Origin of the sequence: Rothia kristinae (assembly GCF_016028855.1) — a bacterium.
Taxonomy (GTDB): Bacteria; Actinomycetota; Actinomycetes; order Actinomycetales; family Micrococcaceae; genus Rothia; species Rothia kristinae.
The window spans coordinates 1597844-1619581 of record NZ_CP065738.1 but is presented as its reverse complement, the minus strand read 5'-3'; the positions used below and the strand labels follow the sequence as shown (position 1 = coordinate 1619581).

General features: G+C 71.7%; 18 protein-coding genes, 2 tRNA genes and 1 riboswitch. Of the genes, 5 read left to right on the top strand and 15 right to left on the bottom strand.

Features of this window, described 5'->3' with window-relative positions; all coding sequences use genetic code 11:
* Positions 1-75: 75 nt before the first annotated feature.
* The 8 genes from I6G21_RS07115 to dusB all read right to left on the bottom strand — a co-directional run bounded on the left by I6G21_RS07115 (position 76) and on the right by dusB (position 7974).
* Positions 76-149: transfer RNA gene (locus tag I6G21_RS07115), tRNA-Met, on the bottom strand.
* Positions 150-246: 97 nt separating this feature from the next.
* Positions 247-1446: a glycosyltransferase gene (locus I6G21_RS07110; protein ID WP_055684397.1), complete on the bottom strand. Its 1200-nt coding sequence runs from the start codon at positions 1444-1446 to the stop codon at positions 247-249.
* A gap of 150 nt (positions 1447-1596) precedes the next feature.
* Entirely contained in the window at positions 1597-2469 is an 873-nt protein-coding gene (locus tag I6G21_RS07105; RefSeq protein WP_055684396.1) for a phage holin family protein, read from the bottom strand.
* 140 nt (positions 2470-2609) lie between these two features.
* Complete coding sequence (locus tag I6G21_RS07100) at positions 2610-3173, bottom strand: ketopantoate reductase family protein (RefSeq protein ID WP_055684395.1); 564 nt, start codon at positions 3171-3173, stop codon at positions 2610-2612.
* 121 nt (positions 3174-3294) lie between these two features.
* A tRNA-Asn gene (locus I6G21_RS07095) sits at positions 3295-3370 on the bottom strand.
* 128 nt (positions 3371-3498) lie between these two features.
* Entirely contained in the window at positions 3499-5382 is a 1884-nt protein-coding gene (dnaG, locus tag I6G21_RS07090) for a DNA primase (RefSeq protein WP_055684394.1), read from the bottom strand.
* A gap of 79 nt (positions 5383-5461) precedes the next feature.
* Entirely contained in the window at positions 5462-6772 is a 1311-nt protein-coding gene (locus I6G21_RS07085; protein WP_055684393.1) for a deoxyguanosinetriphosphate triphosphohydrolase, read from the bottom strand.
* Between the two features lie 2 nt (positions 6773-6774).
* A complete protein-coding gene (dusB, locus tag I6G21_RS07080) occupies positions 6775-7974 on the bottom strand; it encodes a tRNA dihydrouridine synthase DusB (RefSeq protein ID WP_129357860.1) in 1200 nt (399 codons plus the stop codon).
* Positions 7975-8138: 164 nt separating this feature from the next.
* Here dusB and I6G21_RS07075 point away from each other — a divergent pair, with 164 nt between their 5' ends.
* Complete coding sequence (locus I6G21_RS07075; RefSeq protein ID WP_055684391.1) at positions 8139-8936, top strand: glucose 1-dehydrogenase; 798 nt, start codon at positions 8139-8141, stop codon at positions 8934-8936.
* A 9-nt stretch (positions 8937-8945) separates the two neighbouring features.
* Here the strand turns inward: I6G21_RS07075 and I6G21_RS07070 are convergent, their stop codons facing one another.
* From I6G21_RS07070 to I6G21_RS07060, 3 genes are read right to left on the bottom strand one after another with little or no spacing between them, the layout of a single operon-like run.
* Positions 8946-9344 (bottom strand): MGMT family protein, encoded by a 399-nt coding sequence (locus tag I6G21_RS07070; RefSeq protein WP_064724924.1) that lies wholly within the window; start codon positions 9342-9344, stop codon positions 8946-8948.
* 10 nt (positions 9345-9354) lie between these two features.
* Positions 9355-10317 (bottom strand): GNAT family N-acetyltransferase, encoded by a 963-nt coding sequence (locus I6G21_RS07065; protein ID WP_055684390.1) that lies wholly within the window; start codon positions 10315-10317, stop codon positions 9355-9357.
* Between the two features lie 30 nt (positions 10318-10347).
* Entirely contained in the window at positions 10348-11730 is a 1383-nt protein-coding gene (locus I6G21_RS07060) for a glycine--tRNA ligase (protein ID WP_055684389.1), read from the bottom strand.
* 117 nt (positions 11731-11847) lie between these two features.
* On the opposite strand from I6G21_RS07060, the gene I6G21_RS07055 reads away from it, so the two are divergent.
* On the top strand, positions 11848-12075 hold the full coding sequence (locus I6G21_RS07055; protein ID WP_081046277.1) for an RNA-binding S4 domain-containing protein: 228 nt from the start codon (positions 11848-11850) through the stop codon (positions 12073-12075).
* Here I6G21_RS07055 and I6G21_RS07050 read toward each other — a convergent pair.
* The 4 genes from I6G21_RS07050 to I6G21_RS07035 form a co-directional block, all read right to left on the bottom strand.
* A complete protein-coding gene (locus I6G21_RS07050) occupies positions 11967-13001 on the bottom strand; it encodes a glycosyltransferase (protein ID WP_055684388.1) in 1035 nt (344 codons plus the stop codon). The genes I6G21_RS07055 and I6G21_RS07050 overlap by 109 nt on opposite strands.
* An 81-nt stretch (positions 13002-13082) precedes the next feature.
* Positions 13083-13745: an alpha/beta hydrolase gene (locus tag I6G21_RS07045; RefSeq protein WP_055684446.1), complete on the bottom strand. Its 663-nt coding sequence runs from the start codon at positions 13743-13745 to the stop codon at positions 13083-13085.
* Positions 13746-13865: 120 nt separating this feature from the next.
* Complete coding sequence (gene metX / locus I6G21_RS07040) at positions 13866-15008, bottom strand: homoserine O-acetyltransferase MetX (RefSeq protein ID WP_055684387.1); 1143 nt, start codon at positions 15006-15008, stop codon at positions 13866-13868.
* Entirely contained in the window at positions 15005-16414 is a 1410-nt protein-coding gene (locus I6G21_RS07035) for a bifunctional o-acetylhomoserine/o-acetylserine sulfhydrylase (RefSeq protein ID WP_055684386.1), read from the bottom strand. The genes metX and I6G21_RS07035 overlap by 4 nt, the downstream gene beginning before the upstream one ends.
* Before the next feature lie 163 nt (positions 16415-16577).
* Positions 16578-16696, bottom strand: a riboswitch (SAM riboswitch).
* A 204-nt stretch (positions 16697-16900) separates the two neighbouring features.
* Here I6G21_RS07035 and I6G21_RS07030 point away from each other — a divergent pair.
* From I6G21_RS07030 to I6G21_RS07020, 3 genes are read left to right on the top strand one after another with little or no spacing between them, the layout of a single operon-like run.
* Positions 16901-18328: an amino acid permease gene (locus I6G21_RS07030; protein WP_055684385.1), complete on the top strand. Its 1428-nt coding sequence runs from the start codon at positions 16901-16903 to the stop codon at positions 18326-18328.
* Positions 18325-20595, top strand: coding sequence for a S9 family peptidase (locus I6G21_RS07025; protein ID WP_055684384.1), 2271 nt, complete (start codon positions 18325-18327; stop codon positions 20593-20595). The genes I6G21_RS07030 and I6G21_RS07025 overlap by 4 nt, the downstream gene beginning before the upstream one ends.
* Complete coding sequence (locus I6G21_RS07020; RefSeq protein WP_055684383.1) at positions 20592-21716, top strand: glycosyltransferase family 4 protein; 1125 nt, start codon at positions 20592-20594, stop codon at positions 21714-21716. The genes I6G21_RS07025 and I6G21_RS07020 overlap by 4 nt, the downstream gene beginning before the upstream one ends.
* The last annotated feature ends 22 nt before the right edge of the window (positions 21717-21738 follow it).

Here is a 21738-nt window from a genome sequence, read left to right as displayed (position 1 = left end):
TGCTGAGATGCGCCCCGTCGTGACGCATCTCAGCACGAACCGCGCATCTCAGCACGAAGGCACCATGTGAACTAGTAGGGGGTGCGGGGCTTGAACCCGCGACCCAAGGATTATGAGTCCTCTGCTCTGACCAGCTGAGCTAACCCCCCGCGATCCCTCCCGACGCACCGCGGCGCGCCGGGGGCAGATCGGTGCACCACTGTACCGCAGGCCCGCCCGAAGCACGGGGAGGCCCAGACGTACGGTTCAGCCGGCGACGTCGGGCGCGGTCTCGGGCAGGGGGTGCTCACCGCGGTACAGGGCCTCGAACAGGTCCCAGGTGCGGTGCACATCGTGCTGGCGCACCAGCTCGCGACCGGCCCGGCCCATCGCGGCCCGCTCCTGCGGGGTGGCCTCCAGGACCAGGCGCAGCTTCGCGGCGAGGTCCTCCGGGTCCTGCGGGGTGAACAGGTAGCCGTTGACCCCCTGGCGCACCAGGTGCGGCAGGGCCAGGGCATCGGCTAAGACCACGGGTCGGGAGGCGGACAGCGCCTCCAGGGTCACCAGGGACTGCAGCTCCGCGGTGCCCGGCTGGCAGAACACGGTGGCGCTCAGGTATTCGCGGCGCAGCTGCTCGTCGGAGACGTACCCGAGGAACTCCACGCGATCGGCCACGCCCTCGGCGCGGGCGACCTCGCGCAGGGCCGGCTCCACCTCCCCGGTGCCGGCCAGGCGCAGGCGCGCGTCCAGCTCCTTCGGGAGCCGGGCCAGGGCGCGGATGAGCACGTCCACGTTCTTCTCCACCGCCAGGCGCCCGGTGAACAGGATGGTCGGGTGAGCCGGCTCCTCCACGCGCTCCCCCGGGCGGAGTTCGTAGGCCGCGGAGTCGATGCCGTTGGACACGGGCAGGATCGGCTTGGCGAAGCCGTGCTCGTGCATGGACCGGGCGCCGATCGGCGTCGGGGTGGTGATGACCTCGGCGCGCCCGAGCACGTGCTCCATGTCCTTCCAGGACAGCTTGGCGAAGCCGCGCAGGAACCAGTCGGGGAAGGGCAGGAAGGGATTGAGGTTCTCCGGCATGAAGTGGTTGGTGGCCACCAGCCGGATGCCGCGGCGCTGGGCGGCCCAGGCGAGCATGCGACCGACGATGTAGTGGCATTGGATGTGCACGACGTCGGGCCTCACCTCGTCCAGGATCCGCCCGACCCGGTGCTGCATCTCCCACGGGAAGCACAGCCGGTAGTACGGGTGTGTGGGCGGGTGGTGGCTGCGCAGGCGGTGCTCGGTGATGCCGTCGATGTCGATGGTGTAGGAGGGGCCGGCCCCGGTGCGGGCGGCGACGACGTGGACCTCGTGCCCGCGGTCCCGCATGCCCATGGCCAGGCGGTGGCCGAACTGGGCGGCGCCGTTGATGTCCGGCGGGTAGGTGTCCGCGCCGATCAGGATGCGCAGGGGCTTCTCGGGCATCGGTGGGGCTGCACCTCTCGTCGCGGGGCGTGCGCCGGGCTCGGACGCATCGACGCCCCAGTCTACCCGCGCCCGTCCCGCCCATGAAGCGCCGATGCCTCCCCACCCGGGCGGGTGGGGAGGCATCGGCGGTCGGTTGCGGCGGGGTGCTCAGCGGCGCTTGAGCAGGCGCCCCAGGAAGAGCACGAACGCCCCGAGGGAGACGGCCAGCGCGGACAGCGGGGCCCAGCGCTGCTTGGCGGCCTCCGGGTCCATGGCGTTGTCCGCGAGGCCCTCGGCGACGTCGCGGGCCCGGTTCGGGACGGCCTTGGCGTCCGCGGTGGTCTTGCCGACCAGGCCGCGGGCGGTGGAGCTGACCCGCTCGGTCTGGCTGGAAAAGTCGTCGCGCAGGGTCTTGAGGTGGTCGCGGCGGGCCTTGGTCCGCTGCTCCACCTGCTCGCGGGTGGGGGTGGGCTCCTCGGGCACCTCGCCGGCATCCTCGCGGCGCTTCTTCTCCTTCTTCTCGGCTTCCTTCTCCTCCTGCTTCTCGCGCAGCTCGCGGCGCACGCGGGAGGAGGTGTAGGCGGAGCCTTCCTTGGCCACGCCGAGGTCGTAGAGCAGGCCGAAGATCGCCGACTCCGGCTTCAGCGGCAGCTGCTTCTTGATCTTGGAGATCCCGACTAGCACGAAGATCGCGAGCAGGATGAGGAAGAGCACGCCGAGCAGCAGGGCGGCCAGCCAGGCCTCCATGACCTTGGCCAGCCCGGCCACGGCAGCCACGAGCAGCACGATGACGGCGAACAGCGCGAAGACGAGGCCGACGGCGACGAAGGCGGCGCCGACGCCCAGCTTGGCGCCCTTCTCCTTCATCTCCATCGTGGCGATCTTCAGCTCGTCCTTGACCTGCTTGGGGCCGAGCCGGGAGGCGACCCTGGAGATGCCCACGACCTGGCGGGCGCCGTTCTTCAGCGACGCGAAACCGCCCCGGTAGGACCGGGGCTCAGCGGTGGTGCGGGTCTCTGGCGCACCGGGTTCGTGAGACATCAGTACTCCCTTGTGACGACGTGATGGTTCAGCTCCCAACGTACCATCACGGATCTGCATCGACGGCCTCGGGGAGGAGCCCCCGGCCGGGGTTCACCCCGCTTTCGTCGCGCCCCATTTCCTCCCGATCACCTGCCGGTTCATGCCTCGGCCCGAGCGATCGCCTCACGGGCCGACTGCGTCCGATAGATGAACCCGCGCATCGGGACAGCCACACCCACCTGCCCGGCCCGGGCCACCACAGTACCGGTCTGATCCTCCAGCTCCGACGGACGCCCAGCCGCAAGATCCCGCTGCATCGACGACGTCGTCCCCGCCGCGAAGCCATCGGCGTACACCGCGAAGACCTCAGCAGCATCCTCCTCGGTGAACTCCACCCCATGGGCCCGAGCCACCGTCCGCACCTCCTCGATCGCCTCCCACACCAGGGACCGGGTGCCCTCATCCGCACGGGTCTGCCCCACCGTCAGCCCCGTCACCGCCCCGACCCCGCCGTAGGAGGCGATCAGCGCCAGCTTCTTCCACAGGGCCCGCTGCACATCCGCCACGGGCACCAGCTCCACCGTCTCCTCGGCGTCCTCCGTCGCGATCCGCACCCGGGGAGCATCCGCCCACCCCGTGCGGGCCACCAGGCGCACCCGATGCCCGGCCTGCTGCAGCCGAACCGCGAAGTACAGGCCCATCGCCCCAGCCCCATGGATCATGGATCTCCACGATCCGACTTCTCCCCGTCCGGAATGGGCGAGGTGCGCATCACACCCCCAGGGTAACCCGGACGGGACGCAGAAAAGGCCCCCTCCCCTTCCGGGGAGGAGGCCTCCAGACTGGCTCCCCCGACTGGACTCGAACCAGTAACCCTTCGATTAACAGTCGAATGCTCTGCCAATTGAGCTACGGGGGACCGTGGCCGCAGCGGCTCGCGCCGCTGGCAACAACACGGTACTCTACCGGCCGCCGCGCGAGCGCGCAAAACCGGCCCGCGGTGACACTGAGCACGCCCGACGTCTGTCCCGAACCGGACGACCCGCCTCAGGTTCCGGCCAGCTGACGGCGTCGGGACTCCAGCTCCAGCAGGTCCCGCTGCACGGCCTGCCACCGCTCCCGGTCCCGGGCGGCGTCCAGCCGGTTCAGCTCCGCGAGCTTATCCGCCTTGCGGGCCACGAGCTCCTGGATGAGCAGCCGGTTGAGGATCCCGGCCGCGTAGCGGGTCAGCTGATCCGGGGTCGCGGCCGGGATCTGCGCGACGGAGAGCTGGGCGATGAGCCCGTGGGCCTCCGGATCCGCGTGGGCGCGGATCGCGTTGACCCACGCGGCCCCGGGCGCCCGGCTGGCCTCGCCCGCCGCGGCCAGCACGGCCCGCAGCACCTCGTGGTGCAGGGCGTAGCGCACCCGGGTGCGAGCCAGCACCTCCCACTGGGAATCCGCCACCAGGTCCGGCTGCTGGACCAGAACCTCCAGGGCCTCCCGCTCCATCCGCGCCGCCGGATCCCGCAGATCCGGGACCTCGAAGCGCCGCGTCTCCTCCCGGTGGGCATCCTGCTCCTCCGGCTGGGCGCCGTGCTGCTGCTGTGGAGCGGGCTCACGGGGGGCGCGGGCGGCGGCGGCGTCGACGGCCCGCTCCACCTCCACCGGCTCCATCCCGATCCACCCGGCCACACGCCGCGCGTAGGCCGGACGCAGGGCAGGATCCCGGATCGTCGCGATCATCGGCACGACGGCGCGCATGGCCCGCACCCGCCCCTCCAGGGTCTCCAGGTCGTAGTCCTCCAGGGTCACCCGGATCGCGAACTCGAACAGGGGCCGCTTGGTCTCCAGCAGGTCCCGCACGGCCCGGTCCCCGCGGGCCAGACGCAGATCGCACGGGTCCATCCCGTCCGGGGCCACGCACACGTAGGTCTGGGCGGTGAAGCGCTGATCCTCCTGGAAGGCGTGCAGCGCGGCCTTCTGCCCGGCCTCGTCGCCGTCGAAGGTGAAGATCACCTCTCCCCCGGAGCCGTCATCGCCCAGCAGGCGCCGCACGATCTTGATGTGCCCCGCGCCGAAGGCCGTGCCGCAGGTGGCCACGGCCGTCTCCACCCCGGCCAGGTGCGCGGCCATCACGTCCGTATACCCCTCGACGACGACCACCTGCTGCCCCTGGGCGATCTTCCGCTTGGCCAGATCGATGCCGTAGAGCACCTGGGACTTCTTGTACAGGGCGGTCTCCGGGGTGTTCAGGTACTTCGGCCCCTGGTCATCCTCGAACAGCTTCCGCGCCCCGAAGCCGATGGTCTCCCCCGTGATGGTGCGGATGGGCCAGATCAGGCGCCCCCGGAACCGGTCGTACAGTCCCCGCCGACCCTCGGAGAACATACCCGTGGCCTTCAGCTCCTCCTCGGTGAAGCCGTGGTCCCGCAGGTGCTTGAGCAGGTGGGACCAGCCCTGCGGGGCGTAGCCGACGCCGAAGCGCTTCGCCGCGGCGCCGTCGAATCCGCGCCCGCCGAGGAAACGCTGGGCGGCGGCGGCCTCGCGGGTGTAGAGCTGGCGCTCGAAGAACTCCTGGGCGATCTTGTGCGCGTCCACCAGCCGCTGCCGCCGGCCCTTCTCCTCCCGGTCCGGGCCACGCCCGTTCTCGTAGTGCAGCTCGTAGCCCACGCGGGCGGCCAGCCGCTCCACGGTCTCGGTGAAGCCGGTGTGGTCCATGGCCATGAGGAAGGCGATGACGTCCCCGGACTCCCCGCAGCCGAAGCAGTGGTAGGTGCCCATCTGCGGGCGGACGTGGAAGGAGGGGGTGCGCTCGTCGTGGAAGGGGCACAGCCCCTTGTAGGAGCCGATGCCGGCGGACTTCAGCGTCACGTAGCCCTCGACGATCTCCCGGATGTCCGTGCGCGAGCGGACCTCGTCGATGTCTTCGCGTCGAATCAAACCAGCCACGGTCGCATCCTAGCCGCCGGGTCCCCGAGTCCCTCCCGAATTCCACAGTCGGCCGAATCGAGGCACATCCCCGCCGGTCTCACCAGAGCGGCTTGTCCCCGATCCGCCAGGACAGCCCGGTGATCCGATCGTGCAGGCGCACCGCGGAGGAATCCGTCAGGGAGGCCACCTGGTCCACGGCCAGGCGCAGCCGGGCGGCGTCGTCGGTCGGGCCCAGCTCCCGCCAGTCCGCGGCGAACACCGGATCCAGGAAGAGCCCGTCGGTCTCCAGCAGGGCCTCCACCAGCACGGTGAGGATCTCCCGCTGGTTCTCATACAGCGGCTCCTGGTCCCGCACGGCCATGACGTAGGCGGTGGCGATGCCCTTCATCACGGCGATCTCGTTCTCCGTCTCCCGCGGCACCCGGATCTGCGCGGCGTAGCGGGTCAGGCGCCCGTCGCCGAACTCGGCGCGGGTCGCCGCCAGCGCCGCTCCGCTGAACCGGCCGATCAGCCGGCTGGTCAGGGCCTTCAGGGCCGCCATCGACGCCCGGGTGCCGATCATGTCCGGCAGCCACTCGGGCAGGGCCTCCAGCCGCCGCAGCGCCGCGTCCAGCTCATCCGGGTCCCGGTCCGGGGTGTACCAGCGGCGGGTCCACAGGATCACCCGCTCCCGCTCGGCCGGCCGGGACATCCAGCCCAGCTGCACGTGACCGGCGAACACGGCGTCCTCGACGTCGTGCACCGAGTAGGAGATGTCATCGGCCAGGTCCATGACCTGCGCCTCGAGGCACTTGGTCCCCGCCGGGGCGCCCTCGCGCAGCCACGCGAACACCGGCAGGTCATCCTCGTAGACCCCGAATTTGCGGGACCGGGCGCCCTTCTTCACGGGGGCCTCCGCCCGGGTCCAGGGGTACTTGCAGGCGGCGTCCAGGCTGGCGCGGGTCAGGTTCAGTCCGGCCGAGACGCCGTCCGGTCCGATGACCTTGGGTTCCAGGCGGGTGAGCAGACGCAGGGTCTGGGCATTGCCCTCGAAGCCGCCGGCGTCCTCGGCGATCGCGTCCAGCGCCGCCTCCCCGTTGTGCCCGAAGGGCGGGTGCCCGAGGTCGTGGGACAGGCAGGCCGCGTCCACGACGTCGGGGTCGCACCCGATCATCCGGCCCACCTCCCGGCCCACCTGCGCGACTTCGAGGGAGTGGGTCAGCCGGGTGCGCACGAAGTCATCCGAGTTCGGGGAGACCACCTGGGTCTTGAAGCCCAGGCGGCGCAGGGCCGAGGAGTGCAGCACGCGCGCCCGGTCCCGTTCGAAGTCGCTGCGGTACAGACTGCGGTGCTCCTCCGGAACCCACCGCCGGGCGTCGTCGGCGGTGTACCCGGGGGTTTCCGGGCGCACGAGGTGCGGATCAGCCATGCTCACCCTCCGGAGATGTCGAGTTCGGCGTCGGCCAGGCCCAGGCGCTCGGCGTCGCCCAGGATCCGGGAATCCAGCCAGCCGTCAGGAAGGTGGGGCTTCTTCGGGGAGCCGGCCCGGCCCCGCGGACCCTCCACGGCCGCCCCCGGATAGGGCAGGGACAAGTCCAGCTGGTCCAGCAGCTCGCGGAACTGCTCCAGGGTCGCCACCTGCGCCATCTGGGCGCGCAGCTGCCCGCCCACCGGGTAGCCGTGGAAGTACCAGGCCACGTGCTTGCGGATCTCGCGCATCCCGCGCTGCTCGTCCCCGAAGGTCTCCACGAGCAGCTGCGCGTGCCGGTGGATGATGTCCGCGACCTCCGCGACGCCGGGGCGGAAGCGCTCCGGGCTGCCCTCGAAGGCGTTCTGCAGGTCCCCGAACAGCCAGGGGCGGCCCTGGCAGCCGCGCCCGACGACGACGCCGTCCACCCCGGTCTGCTCGACCATCCGGGCCGCGTCCTCGGCGGAGAAGATGTCCCCGTTGCCCAGCACGGGCACATCCGGGATGGCCTCGCGCAGCTCGGCGATCGCGTCCCAGTCCGCCTGACCGGAGTAGTGCTGGGCCGCGGTGCGCCCGTGCAGGGCGATCGCGGCGACCCCGGCGTCCCGGGCGGTCTTAGCGGCGTCCAGGAAGGTCAGGTGGTCCTCGTCGATGCCCTTGCGCATCTTCACGGTCACCGGGATCTGCGCCCGGGAGGCCTCCCGCACGGCAGTGGTCACGATCGCCTCGAAGAGGTCCCGCTTCCACGGCAGGGCGGAGCCGCCGCCGTTCTTCGTGACCTTGGGGACGGGGCAGCCGAAGTTCAGGTCGATGTGATCAGCCCGATCCTCCTCCGCGACCATCCGCACGGCCTTGCCGACGTTGACGGCGTCCACTCCGTAGATCTGGATGGAGCGGATCTCCTCGTCGTCGTCGTGCTCGATGATGCGCAGGGACTCGGGGCGTCGCTCCACCAGGGCGCGGGCGGTGACCATCTCGGTCACGTACAGTCCGCCGCCGTAGTCCCGGCACAGCCGACGGAAGGCCCGGTTGGTGACCCCGGCCATGGGCGCCAGCACCACGGGCACGTCCACGGTGAGCTGGCCCAGCTGCAACGGGGGCAGGCTGAGCCTCGTCGTGGGGGTGGTCTGGAGGGCCGGAGCTGGTGCGGTCACGTCCGTCATTGTGTCACAGGGTGTTTCGCCCTCCGCAGGAAATCCGCGCCCGCCCCTGGGGCGCTCCGCGACCCCGTGCTTACTGTGGAAGGGATGAGCCCGGCGCCGCGCCGGGCCCCGCACAGAGGACCTCGAGCCGGGGCGCGTCCTGCCCCGGTGCCGAAGGAGGACGCATGCAGCGCTATGAGAACCGTCGAGCCGTGATCACCGGTGCCGCGACCGGCCTGGGGCAGGCCATCGCCCAGCGCCTGGCCGCCGAGGGCGCCCGCCTGGAGCTGGTGGACATCGACCGGGAGGGGCTCACCGGCACCCAGGCCGCCGTGCACGGACAGAGCCCGCAGGCCCAGGTGGGCCTGCACCTGGTGGACGTGGCAGATGAGGCCGCGGTCCAGGAACTGGCCCGGACCCTCGGGGAGGACGGGCCGGTGCACGTGCTGGTGAACAACGCCGGGGTGGATTCGCGCGGCGGCAAGGTGCACGAGTACCCCACCGAGCTGTTCGATCGGATCATCGCGGTGGATCTGAAGGGCACCTTCCTGATGACCAAGCACCTGGTGCCCCTGATGTTCGACGCCGAGGACCCGGCGATCGTGAACATGGCCTCCTTCTCCGGGCTGGCCGCGGACTTCGACCGCTCCGGGTACAACGCAGCCAAGGGCGGCGTCGTGAACTTCACCCGCGCCACCGCCGTGGACTACGGCGAGCAGGGCATCCGCGCCAACGCCGTGTGCCCCGGGACCATCGAGACCCCGCTGATCGACAAGCTGGCCGGCTCCGAGGACGAGGCCGAGGGCCGGAAGTTCCGCGAGGATCAGACGCGGGTGACGCCGCTGCGTCGCCTGGGCGACCCCTCGGAGATCGGCGCGGCCGTGGCATTCCTGGGCTCCTCGGACGCCTCCTTCATCACCGGTCAGACCCTCACCGTGGACGGCGGGGTCATGGCCTACACCTGGCCGCAGGCGATGCTGTAGGTCGTTACCTCACCGGCGGGGGCCGCCGGGGATCTGCTCGAGGCTCGGCAGGTCCGCGGTGGCCTCCCCCCAGGCGCGCTCCAGCGACTCCCGCTCCATCAGGACCCGGGGAAGATCCACCCGCGCCGCACCCGGATCGACGTCGGCCCCCGGCACCCCGGAAGCGGATGAGGCGAGCAGACCCTCCTCCCGCCAGTGCGGCAGGGCACGGGCGGCGTGGCCGGGGATCGTGCCGGCGGCGTTGACGATGCGCCACCAGCACTGCTCCGAGCCCCAGGCGTGCATCGTCCAGCCGACCACCCGCGGCACCTCCCCCACGACGTTCCCGATCAGCCCGTAGGTGGCGGCCCGGCCGCGGGGCACGCATTCCACCGCGCGCAGGATGCGCTCGACCCGCAGGTCATCCATCGTGCCGGACCTACCGGTCCGCGAGCACCAGGGTCTCCTCCTCCACGGAGGCGGAGCCGCGCTGGATCAGGGCGTCGACGAGCTCGACGAGGGTGGTCATGGCGTCGTCCACCTCGATGACGATCGGGTACTGGTTGACCAGCAGCGCGATCAGCTGCACGAGGTCCTCCCCCACCCCGGTCCGATCCGGGTCGTAGCCCAGCAGCACCTCGGTGGCCTCGTCATCGGAGACCTCCCGCCCCGGGGCGTCGGCGTCCAAGGAGCGGTAGCTGATCGCGAAGGCCGCGATCGGCGCCTTGCGACCCTCCCGCTCGGCCTCGAGCACGTCCTCCCGCAGCACGACGGCGCCGAAGGCCTCGGCCTCATCCGAGAGGAACAGCCGGTTGACCCGGCCCAGGGACTGCTCGGCCGGCGGGTCCCACTGGTGCACCCGCACGTAGAAGTCCCACAGGGCGCGGGTCAGCTCCAGCGAGCCGGTGGCCAGGTCCTCCACGGCCTGGGTGGGGCGCCCGGCCTCATCCTCGCGCAGCGGCTGCGGGGGCAGGGCTCCGGGCTCCACGCGGACCATCCGGCTGCGCTGGATCGAGCCGAGGCCGGCCCACTGGGCGAAGGCCGCCCCGGGGCTGCCCGGGACCACCTTGGTGCGCAGGGCGGTGACCCCGCTGGGGGCGGACTCGGCGTGTTCGCGCAGCCGCTCCAGGATCCGCGCGGCCAGGCCGGCGCGCCGGTGATCCGGGGCCACCTCCACGTAGCACCACAGCCGCTGGGAGTGCAGCGAGGTCTCGTAGACGGTGCCGGCCGCCACGGGCACCCCCTGGTGCTCGACGACGACGCTGCGCTGCCACGGCTGGTCCGCGTCCGGGCCCAGCTTGGCGCGGAACACGGAGGCCTGCACGTTCTCCGCGTCCGGCCACAGCTGCATGAGCTCGAGGTCGTCGCCGTCGCGCCAGGGGCGCAGGGTGTACTCGGACATGGTGCTCCTCGCGGTGCGCGGTGGTGGGTGCTACTTGATCAGCCGGCCGGCCAGCCAGGACTTCACCTGGTCCAGTCCGACCCGCTCCTGGGCCATGGTGTCCCGCTCGCGGATGGTCACGGCCTGGTCCTCGAGGGTGTCGAAGTCCACGGTGATGCAGAACGGGGTGCCGATCTCATCCTGGCGGCGGTAGCGGCGCCCGATCGCCCCGGAGGTGTCGTAGTCGACGTTCCAGGCGGTGCGCAGATCCGCGGCGAGCTTCTCCGCGACCGGGGTCAGCTCCGGCTTCTTGGACAGCGGCAGCACCGCGGCCTTGACCGGGGCCAGGCGCGGGTCCAGCTTCAGCACGGTGCGCACGTCCACCCCGCCCTTGGTGTTGGGCGCCTCGTCCTCGGTGTAGGCGTCCACGAGGAAGGCCATCATGGAGCGGGTCAGACCGAAGGAGGGCTCGATGACGTAGGGGACGTAGCGCTGCCCGCTGCCCTGGTCGAAGTACTCCAGGCGGGCGTTGGAGTGGGCGTTGTGCACGCCGAGGTCGTAGTCGGTGCGGTTGGCCACGCCCATCAGCTCGCCCCACTCGCCGCCCTGGAAGCCGAAGCGGTACTCGATGTCGATGGTCCCGGCGGAGTAGTGCGCCCGGTCCTCCTCCGGCACGTCGAACTTCCGCATGTTGGCGGGGTCGATGCCGAGATCCGTGAACCAGTTCCAGCAGTCCTCAACCCACCGGTCGAAGTGCTGCGGGGCGTCGTCGGGGTGGACGAAGTACTCGATCTCCATCTGCTCGAACTCGCGGGTGCGGAAGATGAAGTTGCCGGGGGTGATCTCGTTGCGGAAGGCCTTGCCGATCTGCCCGATGCCGAAGGGCGGGCGCTTGCGGGAGGCGGTGAGCACGTTGTTGAAGTTCACGAAGATGCCCTGGGCGGTCTCCGGGCGCAGGAAGTGCAGGCCCTCCTCGTTGTCCACGGCTCCCAGGTAGGTCTTCATCAGGCCGGAGAACTGCTGCGGCTCGGTCCACTGGCCGCGGGTCCCGCAGTTGGGGCAGGCGATGTCGGCCATCCCGTTCTCGGGGGCGTGGCCCTTCTTCTCCTCGTAGGCCTCGATCAGGTGGTCCTGGCGGGCGCGGTGGTGGCAGGAGCGGCACTCCACCAGCGGGTCGGTGAAGGTCTCCACGTGCCCGGAGGCCTCCCACACGGCCTTGGGCAGGATGATGGAGGAGTCCAGGCCGACCATGTCCGCCCGGGAACGGACGAAGTGCTGCCACCACAGCTGCCGGATGTTCTCCTTCAGCTCCGCACCCAGCGGGCCGTAGTCCCAGGCGGAGCGGGAGCCGCCGTAGATCTCACCGGCCTGGAACACGAATCCGCGGCGCTTGGCCAGCGCGATGACGTTGTCCAGCGTGGACTTGGGTGCCATGAATGGGGTCCTTCCGTGGAAAGCATGGACGCGCCGGGCAGCACGACGCCGCCCGGCGCGGTCGGGCGTCTGCCCACCAGACTACCGGGCGGCGTCGGGCTCGGTAGACTCCGAGGGATGAGCACCGATCCCGAGCCGCTGAGCATCCGCGACGACATGATCCGCCTCGGCCAGGCGATGAAGCTGGCCAACCTGGTGGAGGACGGCCAACAGGCCCGCACCGTGATCACCGAGGGCTACGTCAGCGTCAACGGCCGGACCGTGACCGAGCGGGGACGCCAGCTGCACCCCGGCGACGTCATCGAATTCTCCGGGCGGGCGGTGCGGCTGGAGAAGGAGGCCTGAGCCCTCAGTCCTGATTCCGGTAGCGGATTCTGCCGACGAAGTTGCCGAGACTGCTTCCCAGGGCGGAGCTCAGCTGCTGACGCCGTTCCCCATCGACTCTCGTCCAGGCAGAGCATGCCCAGCACCGATGTCCCGACGGATCGCACATGCGCCTGGATGGAGAGCCGATGGGGATGCGCGATCGGGTGAGCGGCCATCACCCGTTGCCCGTCCGCGCTCCAGCGATACTGCTGGGTCATCAGCTTCGAAGAGCTGGAACGGGGCCGTTTGTGGATGCACAGCTGCTCGGCGTAGCCCATGCTGGCGTGTGCCTCATGCAGGCGCAGGCACAGCTCGTAATCCTCACCCGCCCGTGTGAACGACTCGTCGAATCCGCCTACGGCGGTGAAGGTCTCCGCCCGGGCGCCGAAGCTGCACCCCATCGCCATGGGCAGGCCTGCGAAGCGCAGGGCGACCCCGGCAGGCTCGGTGCGCTCCACCTCACGCAGCACCGCCGACGCCGGGCAGATCCCCTCCATTCCGTCGAAGGCCCGTAGGGACCCCGCGCCGGAGGCGAACTCGTGGCTGCGCAGCACGTCACTCATCAGGCGCACGAAGGCCGGCGTCACGATATCGTCGGCGTCGCAGAACAGCAGAAATCGACCGTGCGCCGCTTCCACCCCGACGTTGCGGGCCACGGCCGGTCCGCGCCCCCGGGAGGCATCCACCCACCGGAACCGCGGATCCGCGGCGGCGAAGGTCTCAGTCACATCCGCGGTCCCATCCGTGGAGCCGTTGTCCGCCACGATCACCTCGTACGGAAGGTCGGAGTCCTGATCCCGCAGGGCGGCCAGCTGGCAGGGCAACTCCGCCTGGGCGTTGTAGGCCGGGATGATGACGGAGACTTCGATGTCGGCGAGGTCCCTCCCCCGATCATCAGCAGTCATCTAAGCGATCCTCTCTATGTCCTCTATGTCGCAGCTCATCTCGCGTCGCTCGGCCCGCGCAACTGGGCACGGCGAGACAGCTCATGCCTCAGCCTCCCGTGCCACGTGGCGCAGGAACTCCCCCACGTGCCCGATCTCCTGCGGGCACACGCTGTGCCCCATCCCCGCGTAGAGCACCTTGGTGACCTCCGCGTGCTCTCGCAGCCAGCCCAGGGTCTCGGCGACCATCGGCTCCGGGATCACCGGGTCCTGCTGATCCCGGCCGTAGAAGACGGGCAGCCGAGGGCGGACCTGCGCCAGGGCGGCGTCGTGAGCGAAGTCCTCCGGCAGGGACGGGACGAAGCCGGACAGGCCGACGAGGGCCCGGGCGATCCCGGGCCGGTGGCGCACCGCGGAGGAGGCCACGGCCATGCCCTGGGAGAAGCCCAGCAGGATGACCCCGGCGTAGGGCTCCCGGTGCTCCTCGATCCAGGCGACCAGGCCCTCGGCCGCCTCGCGCAGCCCCTGCTCGTCCACGCCGATCCGCTCCCCGGGCGTCCCCGTCAGCGGGAACCACTGGAATCCGGGGCCACAGGGCTGCGGGGCGCGCATCGCGGCGTAGGTGAAGCCCTCGCCGGGCAGGGACGGGACCATGCTCATCAGGTCCCGCTCATTCGAGCCGTAGCCGTGCAGCATCAGCACCAGGTGGGTGCCGGCGCGCTCGGCCTCGGGGCGGGAGTACTCCACGACGGGGTCGAAGCTCATGCCCACCATGCTATCCGCCCTCCGCACCCGCAGAACTGGAGATGCGCGGCATCACGGGAGACGTCAGCTCCGGGAATGTCACGCATCTCCGGTTCTGCGCAGGGGGTGCAGGAGGGGTGGTCACAAGACGGTCTCGGTGAGGATCCTCCCCAGCTGCTGCGTCTCCGTGAGGAAGCCGTCGTGCCCGCGGGTCGAGGCGATCCGGCGCACCCGCACCGGGCGGGGCAGGCTGGCCGCCAGCAGCTCGGACTGCTCCGGGTGGAACAGCCGATCCGAATCCACCGCGGCCACGGTCCACCGGCAGGTGGTGCGGGCCAAGCCCGCCCGCAGCCCGCCCCGGCCCCGTCCCAGGTCATGCCCGAGCAGGGCCTCCGTCAGCCCCAGGTACGCGTTGGCGTCGAAGCGGCGGGCCAATTGCCGGCCCTGGTGGTCCAGGTAGCTCTCCACCCGGTACCGCCCGCGCCCGTGCACCGCCCGGTCCTCTTCCGTGCCCTCCTGCCCGCGGCGCCCGAAGCGACGGTCCAGCTCGGCAGGTGAGCGGTAGGTGATGTGGGCGATGCGCCGGGCCAGCTCCAGGCCTCGCACCGGACCCGCCCCGAGGGGGTAGTCGCCGTCGCGGAACTCCGGATCCTGCCGAATGGCCAGAGCCTGGGCGTGGCCCCACGCGATCTGCTCGGCGGTGGCCGCGGGACCGGCCGCGACGACGGCGCAGGCCCGCACCCGCTCCGGGAAGCTCACCGCCCACTCCGCGGCCCGGCAACCGCCCAGGGACCCGCCCACCACCAGGTGCCACCGGTCGATGCCCAAGGCATCGGCGAGCAGGGCCTCGGCCGCGACGGCGTCGCGCAGGCTCGCCCGCGGGAAGCGGGAACCCCAGATCCTCCCGTCCGGGCCCGGCGAGCACGGGCCCGTGGAGCCGTCGCAGCCGCCGAGCATATTGGGGCACACCACGAAGTACCGGTCCGTGTCGATGGCGCGCCCCGGCCCGATCAGGCCCTCCCACCAGCCCGGCCGGCTCGCGGCCAGCCGGGTCTGCTCGGGGGCCTCCGGTCCCACCCGCCCGGCGGCGGCGTGGGTGTCCCCGGTCAGGGCGTGCAGCACCAGCACCGCGTTCGAGGCGTCCGGGGCGAGCTCGCCCCACGTCTCGTAGGCCAGGGACGCAGCGGGCAGCACCTGCCCGCTCTCCAGGGCCAGGGGCCCAAGGCCGAGGGTGCGCACCACACCCTCGGCCCGGGTCCCGACGGGTGCTGCCACCGCGGTCACGCCGCCGGCTCCGGGGCCCGCGCGTCCTGCGCGGCCCCCTCGACGGCACCCGTCTCACGGGCCTCGGCGATCCGCTCGAAGCCGTGCTCCAGGTCCGCGAGGATGTCCCGGATGTCCTCGATGCCCACGGCCAGCCGCACGAACCCGGGGGCCACCCCGGCCGCGCGCAGCTCATCTTCGGACAGCTGGGAGTGGGTCGTGGAGGCCGGGTGGATCACCAGCGAGCGCACGTCCCCGATGTTCGCGACGTTGGAGTGCAGCACCAGGGAGTCCACGAACCGCTGGGCCGCCGGGGAGCCGCCGTCGATCTCGAAGCCGACCACAGCACCCACGCCCTGCGGGCCGTACTTGCGTCCCAGCTCGTACCACGGGGAGGAGGGCAGACCGGCGTAGTGCACCTTCGTGACCTCGGGACGGGCCTGCAGCCATTCGGCCACCTTCTGGGCGTTGTCCACGTGGCGCTGGACCCGCAGGGACAGCGTCTCGATGCCCACGGAGATGTTGAAGGCGTTGGTCGGGGAGATCGAGCAGCCCAGGTCCCGCAGCAGGGTCACCCGGGCCCGCAGGATGTAGGACAGGTTCACGCCGAACACGCCCTTCTCCCCGAGGTCCTCCGCGAAGACCAGCCCGTGGTAGCTGGGATCCGGGGTGTTGAACTGCGGGTAGCGCTCCGGGTCCCGGCCGTAGTCGAACCTGCCGGCATCCACGATCGCCCCGCCGATGGAGTTGCCGTGCCCGCCGAGGTACTTGGTCGCCGAGTGCACGACGACGTCGGCACCCCACTCGATGGGCCGGATCAGGTACGGGGTGGGCACCGTGTTGTCCACGATCAGCGGCACCCCGGAGTCGTGGGCCACCGCCGCGAGCGCCTCGATGTCCAGGACGTCGCTGCGCGGGTTCGGGACGGTCTCCCCGTAGAAGGCCTTGGTGTTGGGGCGCACGGCCGCACGCCAGGCCTCCGGGTCGGAGAAGTCCTCCACGAAGGTGGTCTCGATGCCGTAGGCGGCCAGGGTGTGCTTGAGCAGGTTGTAGGTGCCGCCGTACAGGCTGGGGCTGGCCACGATGTGGTCCCCGGCCTGGGCCACGTTGAGCAGCGCGAGGGTGATCGCGGCCTGCCCGGAGGAGACCAGCAGCGCCCCGACCCCGCCCTCCAGGGAGGCGATGCGGTTCTCCACGACCTCCTGGGTGGGGTTGGTCAGGCGGCTGTAGATGGGGCCCAGCTCCTTGAGGCCGAAGCGGTTGGCCGCGGTCTCGGCGTCGGGGAAGACGAAGGAGGTGGTCTGGTAGACGGGCAGCGCCCGGGCGCCGGTCGCGGCGTCGGGCTCCTGCCCGGCGTGGATCTGGCGGGTGTCGAATCCCCAGCCCTGCGGGGCGGAGGGGGTCGGGAGGGTGGTGTTCTCGGTCATGGTTGCTCCTGCGCTTCTGTGTCAGGGGCGACGACGTCGCACACGGGAGGACATCACCGGTGGGAGCCCGCGCACTGCCTCTCGACCCGGAACCCGCTGGTTCACCGGGGAGCAGCCTCTCGGCGTGCGCGGAGGTCTGTCGGCGACCTCCCGGGCACTCGTGCGCCCGCGCTTGCCGCGTCCGCCGGTCGGCGGTGCGGCCAGGTCCTCACCCAGGGCACCCCACCGCGGTGGGAGGGTTGCCGGCCAGCTAGCTGGGGCTTGTCGCTGGCTCTCGTGACCTGGCATCAACCCTGCTCCCCCGTCCGGCGCCGGTCAAGGACGGCGGCGAATGGGTCCGCGGATGACGGATCGTGACGCGTGTGACGCCGCCATGACGTCCTCTAGGGTGGAACGGTGCGCGAGGACGGGCCGGGGGCGGACTGTCCGCATCCTCCGGTGCGCCGCGCGCCCACGCACCGCTTTCGTCGTCCGATGAGGAACTCCATGTCCGGTACCAGCCTCCCCTCGCCGTCCCCCGCCGACGCCGCGGATCCGACCACCCTGCAGCGGGGGCTGACCCTGCGCCACATCCGCTTCATCGCGCTCGGCTCTGCGATCGGCACGGGCTTGTTCCTCGGCTCGGCCTCCGCGATCGGCTTCGCCGGGCCCTCCGTGCTGCTGGCCTACGTGATCGGCGGGGCCGCGGTGTTCATGGTCATGCGGGCGATGGGCGAGATGGCCCTGGCCCATCCGGTGGCGGGGGCGTTCTCCGAGTACGCGCACCTGTACCTGGGCCCGTGGGCCGGGTTCGTCACGGGCTGGTCCTACGCCTTCGAGATGGCGCTGGTCGCGGTGGCCGATGTGACGGCGGTCGCCCTGTACATGCGGTTCTGGTTCCCGGGCACCCCCAGCTGGGTGTGGATCACCGCGGTGCTGCTGCTGCTGGCGGCGGTGAACCTGGGGAAGGTCAAGGTCTTCGGGGAGGCGGAGTTCTGGTTCAGCATCATCAAGATCTCCGCGATCGTCGCGATGATCGTCGGGGGTGCTGCCCTGCTGGTCTTCGGCGTGCAGCTGGATCCGGTCCAGCCCTCCACGGTGGCCAATCTGTGGGATCAGGGCGGCTTCTTCCCGAACGGCCTGGCCGGGTTCCTCGCCTGCTTCACGGTGGTCATGTTCGCCTTCGGCGGGGTGGAGACCATCGGGATCACCGCCGGTGAGGCCCAGCACCCGGAGGTGTCCATCCCCCGGGCGGTGAACACGGTGCCGGTGCGCATCCTGCTGTTCTACGTGCTGACCATGGGCGTGATCATGTCCCTGACGCCGTGGTCGGCCATCGACGGCGATTCCTCGCCGTTCGTGCAGATCTTCTCCGCCCTGGGCGTCCCGGCGGCCGCGCACATCCTGAACTTCGTGGTCCTCACCGCCGCGGTCTCCGCCATCAACGCGGACATCTACGGGGCGGGGCGGATGCTGTTCGGCCTGGCCGAGCGCGGTCAGGCGCCGCGGGCCTTCGCCCGGGTCTCCTCCCGCGGGATCCCGCTGTTCACGGTCCTGGCGATGATCCTGGTGCTGGTGGTCGGGGTGCTGGTCAACCACTTCTTCGAGAACGCGTTCCTGATCGTCGCCTCCCTGGCCACCTTCGCCACGGTGCAGGTGTGGGTGATGATCCTGCTGACCCACCTGGCCTTCAAACGCCGGATGCGCGCCGAGGGGACCGCCACGGCCTTCCCCACCCCGCTGTGGCCGCTGGCCTCCTGGCTGGCCCTGGCGTTCATGGTGGGCGTGGTGGTGCTGCTGGCCTTCTTCGAGGACACCCGGGTGGCCCTGTACGTGGGGGTCATCTGGTGCGTCCTGCTGGCCGCGGTGTACCCGCTGGTGCGCCGCCGCGGCGGTGGGGCCGGGCCCTCCCCTGCCCCTACAGTGGAGGGATGAGCCAGACTCCCTCCCCCGTCTGGGGCGACGCCGAACCCCCGAGCACCCCGCAGGAACCCACCGTGCGCACCCTGCACGGGGACGCCTTCGAGGACCCCTACGAGTGGCTGCGGGCCAAGGAGGAGCCGCGGGTGCGCGCCCAGCTGGAGGCGGAGAATGCCTACGCCGAGGCCGTGACCGCCCCGCTGGCCGGGCTGCGCACCCGCCTGTTCCGGGAGATCCGCGAGCGCGTGCAGGAGACGGACCTGACCGTGCCCGTGCGCGACGGCGCCTGGTGGTGGTTCGCCCGCACCACCGAGGGCCACGATCACCCCGTGTACTGCCGGGTGCCCGCCGTCGGCGACGAGCGGGATCCCGAGGCGTGGGAGCCGCCGGTCATCCGGCCCGGTGAGACCCTGCCCGGGGAGCAGACCGTGCTGGATGCGCAGGAGCTGTCCGAGTCCGTACCGTTCTTCGCCCTGGGCTCCTTCTCCCGGGACCGGACCGGGAACCTGCTGACCTACTCCGTGGATGCCTCCGGGGATGAGCGCTACACCCAGTACGTGAAGGATCTGCGCACCGGGCAGCTGCTGGCAGACCGGCTGGAGGAGGTCTTCGCCGGGGGCTTCCTGACCCCGGATGGACGCTGGCTGATCTACACCCTCGTGGATGAGTCCTGGCGCCCGTGTGAGATCCGGGCCCACCGGATCGGGACCCCCGTGGAGGCGGATCTGAGCCTGCTGGCCGAGCAGGACCCGACGATGTGGCTGGGCTGCGGCCTGAGCTCCGATGAGACCCACCTGATCTTCGAATCCGGGCACTCCGAGACCACCGAAATCCGCCTGCTGGAGCTGGCCGAGCTGGACGCCGCCGAGCCGGCGGACCCCTGGCTGCTCCTGGACCGCGGGGCCCGGGTGCTGGCCAGCGCGGACCCGGTGGAGCTGGAGGGCGTCCCGGCGGTGCTCCTGGTGCTCGACGACGCCGCCCCGGACGGCCAGCTGGTGGTCCTGGACCGGGAGGCCGCCCGGGCGGCGTCGGGCCGCATCGAGCGGCTGCGCCGGGCCTGGACCGCGCTGCTGGCCCCGCAGCCCGGGCGTCGGGTGGAGGCGGTGGCCCTGGGCGCGGGCCACGCCGTCGTGGGGCTGCGTCAGGAGACCATCAGCCAGGTCGGGTTCCTGCCGCTGAGCGAGATCGCGGCGGCGCTGCGCGGCGGCGTCGTCCCCGAGCCGTTCTTCCCGGCCTTCGACGAGCAGCTGTTCACCGCGAGCCTGTCGCACTGCTCGGTCCGCTCGCCCGTGGTGCGCCTGGCCGTCACCTCCTGGACCACCCCCTCGCGGGTGTACGACTACCTGCCCCAGGGGCGGCGGCTGCTGCTGCGCCGGGAGCAGCCCGTGCTCGGCGGCTTCGACGCGCGGGACTACACGGCGTACCGGGACTGGGCAGAGGCCCCCGACGGGACCCGCATCCCCGTCTCCGTCATGCACCGGGCGGACCTGGACCTCGACGCGGAGCACCCGGTGCTGCAGTACGGGTACGGCTCCTACGAGGCCAGCATGGACCCGTACTTCTCCATCCCGCGGCTGTCCCTGCTGGATCGCGGCGTGATCTACGTCGTCGCCCACGTGCGCGGCGGCGGCGAGCTGGGTCGGGCCTGGTACACGGACGGGAAGAAGCTGGCGAAGCGGAACACGTTCACGGACTTCATCGCCGTGACGGACCACCTGGCGGCCCAGCCGTGGGCGGATGCCGCCCGGATCGTGGCCGAGGGAGGGTCCGCCGGGGGCCTGCTGATGGGGGCGGTGGCCAACCTGGCTCCCCGGAAGTACGCGGGGATCCTGGCGGTGGTGCCCTTCGTGGACCCGGTCACCTCGATCTCCGATCCGCAGCTGCCGCTGTCCGCCCTGGAGTGGGAGGAGTGGGGCAACCCCATCGAGGACGAGCGGGTGTACCGGTACATGCGGGGGTACGCGCCGTACGAGAACGTGGCCGCCCTGCCGTATCCCCCGATCGCCGCGATCACGAGCCTGAACGACACCCGTGTGCTGTACGTGGAGCCGGCCAAGTGGGTGCCGGCCCTGCGGGAGGCCAGCACCTCCGGGGCGCCGGTGCTGCTGCGCACGGAGATGGACGGCGGCCACGGCGGCGGCTCCGGCCGGTACCAGCGCTGGGAGGACACCGCCTGGGAGTACGCCTTCCTGCTGGGCTGCCTGGGTCTGGCCGAGGCCGAACCCGTCCACGACGACGCGGCCGCAGACAGGCTCCGGGAACAGGGCGGGTCCGGCGCGTGAGCCGCGTGCCGGGATCGGAGCGGAAGGCTCCGCCGCCGATCCGCCGGGTGGTGTTCGCCGAGGACGCCGTCGGGCGCTTCGGCGGGGTGGAGACCCTCCTGCGGGTGCTCGCCCCGCGGCTGCGCGAGAGCGGCCTGAGGGTCGAGTACCTCTCTCACGAGCCGCCGAGCGGCCCGGCGCCCACCCCGGGTCCGGTGCGCTGCTTCGCGGTGCCGGGGTCCGCCTCCCGGTGGGTTCGGCTGGCGGCCGGACTGCGACGGCGGGTCTTCCTGGCCTCGCTGGGCCCGCGCGATGCCCTGGTGATGATGAATGAGACCACCGCGGCCGAGCTGCTGCCGGGTCTGAGCGCAGCCCACCGACTGCGCCCGCGCTCCCGGCGCCCGCTGAGCGTGATGCAGTTTCACAGTCGCTTCGACTCCGCCTGGCGGGTGCGCGGGGATGCGATCCTGCGCCGAGCGGGTGCGGTGTGCGAGGAGTTCCTGGCGCTGAACGAGCAGGAGGCCCGCCGCTTCGCCGCGGCCTACGGGCGCCCGGTGGGGTCCATCCCCAATCCCGTGGCCGTCCCGGTGGCCCAGACCCCGCGTACCCGACGCCCCACCCGGGTGGTGTGCGTGGCGCGGCTGGCCCCGGAGAAGCGGGTGGACTGGGTGCTGCGCGCCTTCGACGCCGCGGCCTCCCGGCACCCGGGCTGGGAGCTGGAGGTCGTCGGAGACGGCCCGGAGCGGGCCGCACTGGAGCGGCTGACCGCGGGCCTGGAGCACGGGCAGCGGATCCGATTCCGCGGGGAGGTGCCCACCGCAGACCTGGCCGAGGTCTACGATGCCGCCGGGCTGCTCGCCCTGGCCTCGGCCTTCGAGGGCACCCCGATGGTCCTGGCCGAGGCCATGGCCCGCGGCGTGCCCGTGGTGTGCACGCCGTCCTCCGAGGCGGTGGCGGCCACCGCCCGGGCGGCGGGCTTCCTCAGCGAGGACTCGCCCGGAGCCTTCACCCGGACCCTGGCCGACGCCATGGGCCAGGAGGAGACCGCCTGGCGGGAGCTGTCCGCCGCGGCCCTGGAGCAGGCCCGCACCCACGACCCGCAGGCCGTGGTGGAGCACTGGCTGCGGCTGCTGCGCCGCTGAGCCCAGATGCGCGAGGGGCCGG

Bases quoted from the DNA above. Each gene is read 5' to 3' on its own strand.
- I6G21_RS07110 (WP_055684397.1), bottom strand. From the start codon at position 1,446: ATGCCCGAGAAGCCCCTGCGCATCCTGATCGGCGCGGACACCTACCCG.
- I6G21_RS07085 (WP_055684393.1), bottom strand. From the start codon at position 6,772: ATGGCTGATCCGCACCTCGTGCGCCCGGAAACCCCCGGGTACACCGCC.
- I6G21_RS07060 (WP_055684389.1), bottom strand. From the start codon at position 11,730: ATGGCACCCAAGTCCACGCTGGACAACGTCATCGCGCTGGCCAAGCGC.
- I6G21_RS07030 (WP_055684385.1), top strand. From the start codon at position 16,901: ATGTCCGGTACCAGCCTCCCCTCGCCGTCCCCCGCCGACGCCGCGGAT.
- I6G21_RS07105 (WP_055684396.1), bottom strand. From the start codon at position 2,469: ATGTCTCACGAACCCGGTGCGCCAGAGACCCGCACCACCGCTGAGCCC.
- I6G21_RS07025 (WP_055684384.1), top strand. From the start codon at position 18,325: ATGAGCCAGACTCCCTCCCCCGTCTGGGGCGACGCCGAACCCCCGAGC.
- I6G21_RS07050 (WP_055684388.1), bottom strand. From the start codon at position 13,001: ATGACTGCTGATGATCGGGGGAGGGACCTCGCCGACATCGAAGTCTCC.
- I6G21_RS07070 (WP_064724924.1), bottom strand. From the start codon at position 9,344: ATGGATGACCTGCGGGTCGAGCGCATCCTGCGCGCGGTGGAATGCGTG.
- I6G21_RS07055 (WP_081046277.1), top strand. From the start codon at position 11,848: ATGAGCACCGATCCCGAGCCGCTGAGCATCCGCGACGACATGATCCGC.
- I6G21_RS07045 (WP_055684446.1), bottom strand. From the start codon at position 13,745: ATGAGCTTCGACCCCGTCGTGGAGTACTCCCGCCCCGAGGCCGAGCGC.
- I6G21_RS07035 (WP_055684386.1), bottom strand. From the start codon at position 16,414: ATGACCGAGAACACCACCCTCCCGACCCCCTCCGCCCCGCAGGGCTGG.
- I6G21_RS07100 (WP_055684395.1), bottom strand. From the start codon at position 3,173: ATGATCCATGGGGCTGGGGCGATGGGCCTGTACTTCGCGGTTCGGCTG.
- dusB (WP_129357860.1), bottom strand. From the start codon at position 7,974: ATGACGGACGTGACCGCACCAGCTCCGGCCCTCCAGACCACCCCCACG.
- I6G21_RS07065 (WP_055684390.1), bottom strand. From the start codon at position 10,317: ATGTCCGAGTACACCCTGCGCCCCTGGCGCGACGGCGACGACCTCGAG.
- I6G21_RS07075 (WP_055684391.1), top strand. From the start codon at position 8,139: ATGCAGCGCTATGAGAACCGTCGAGCCGTGATCACCGGTGCCGCGACC.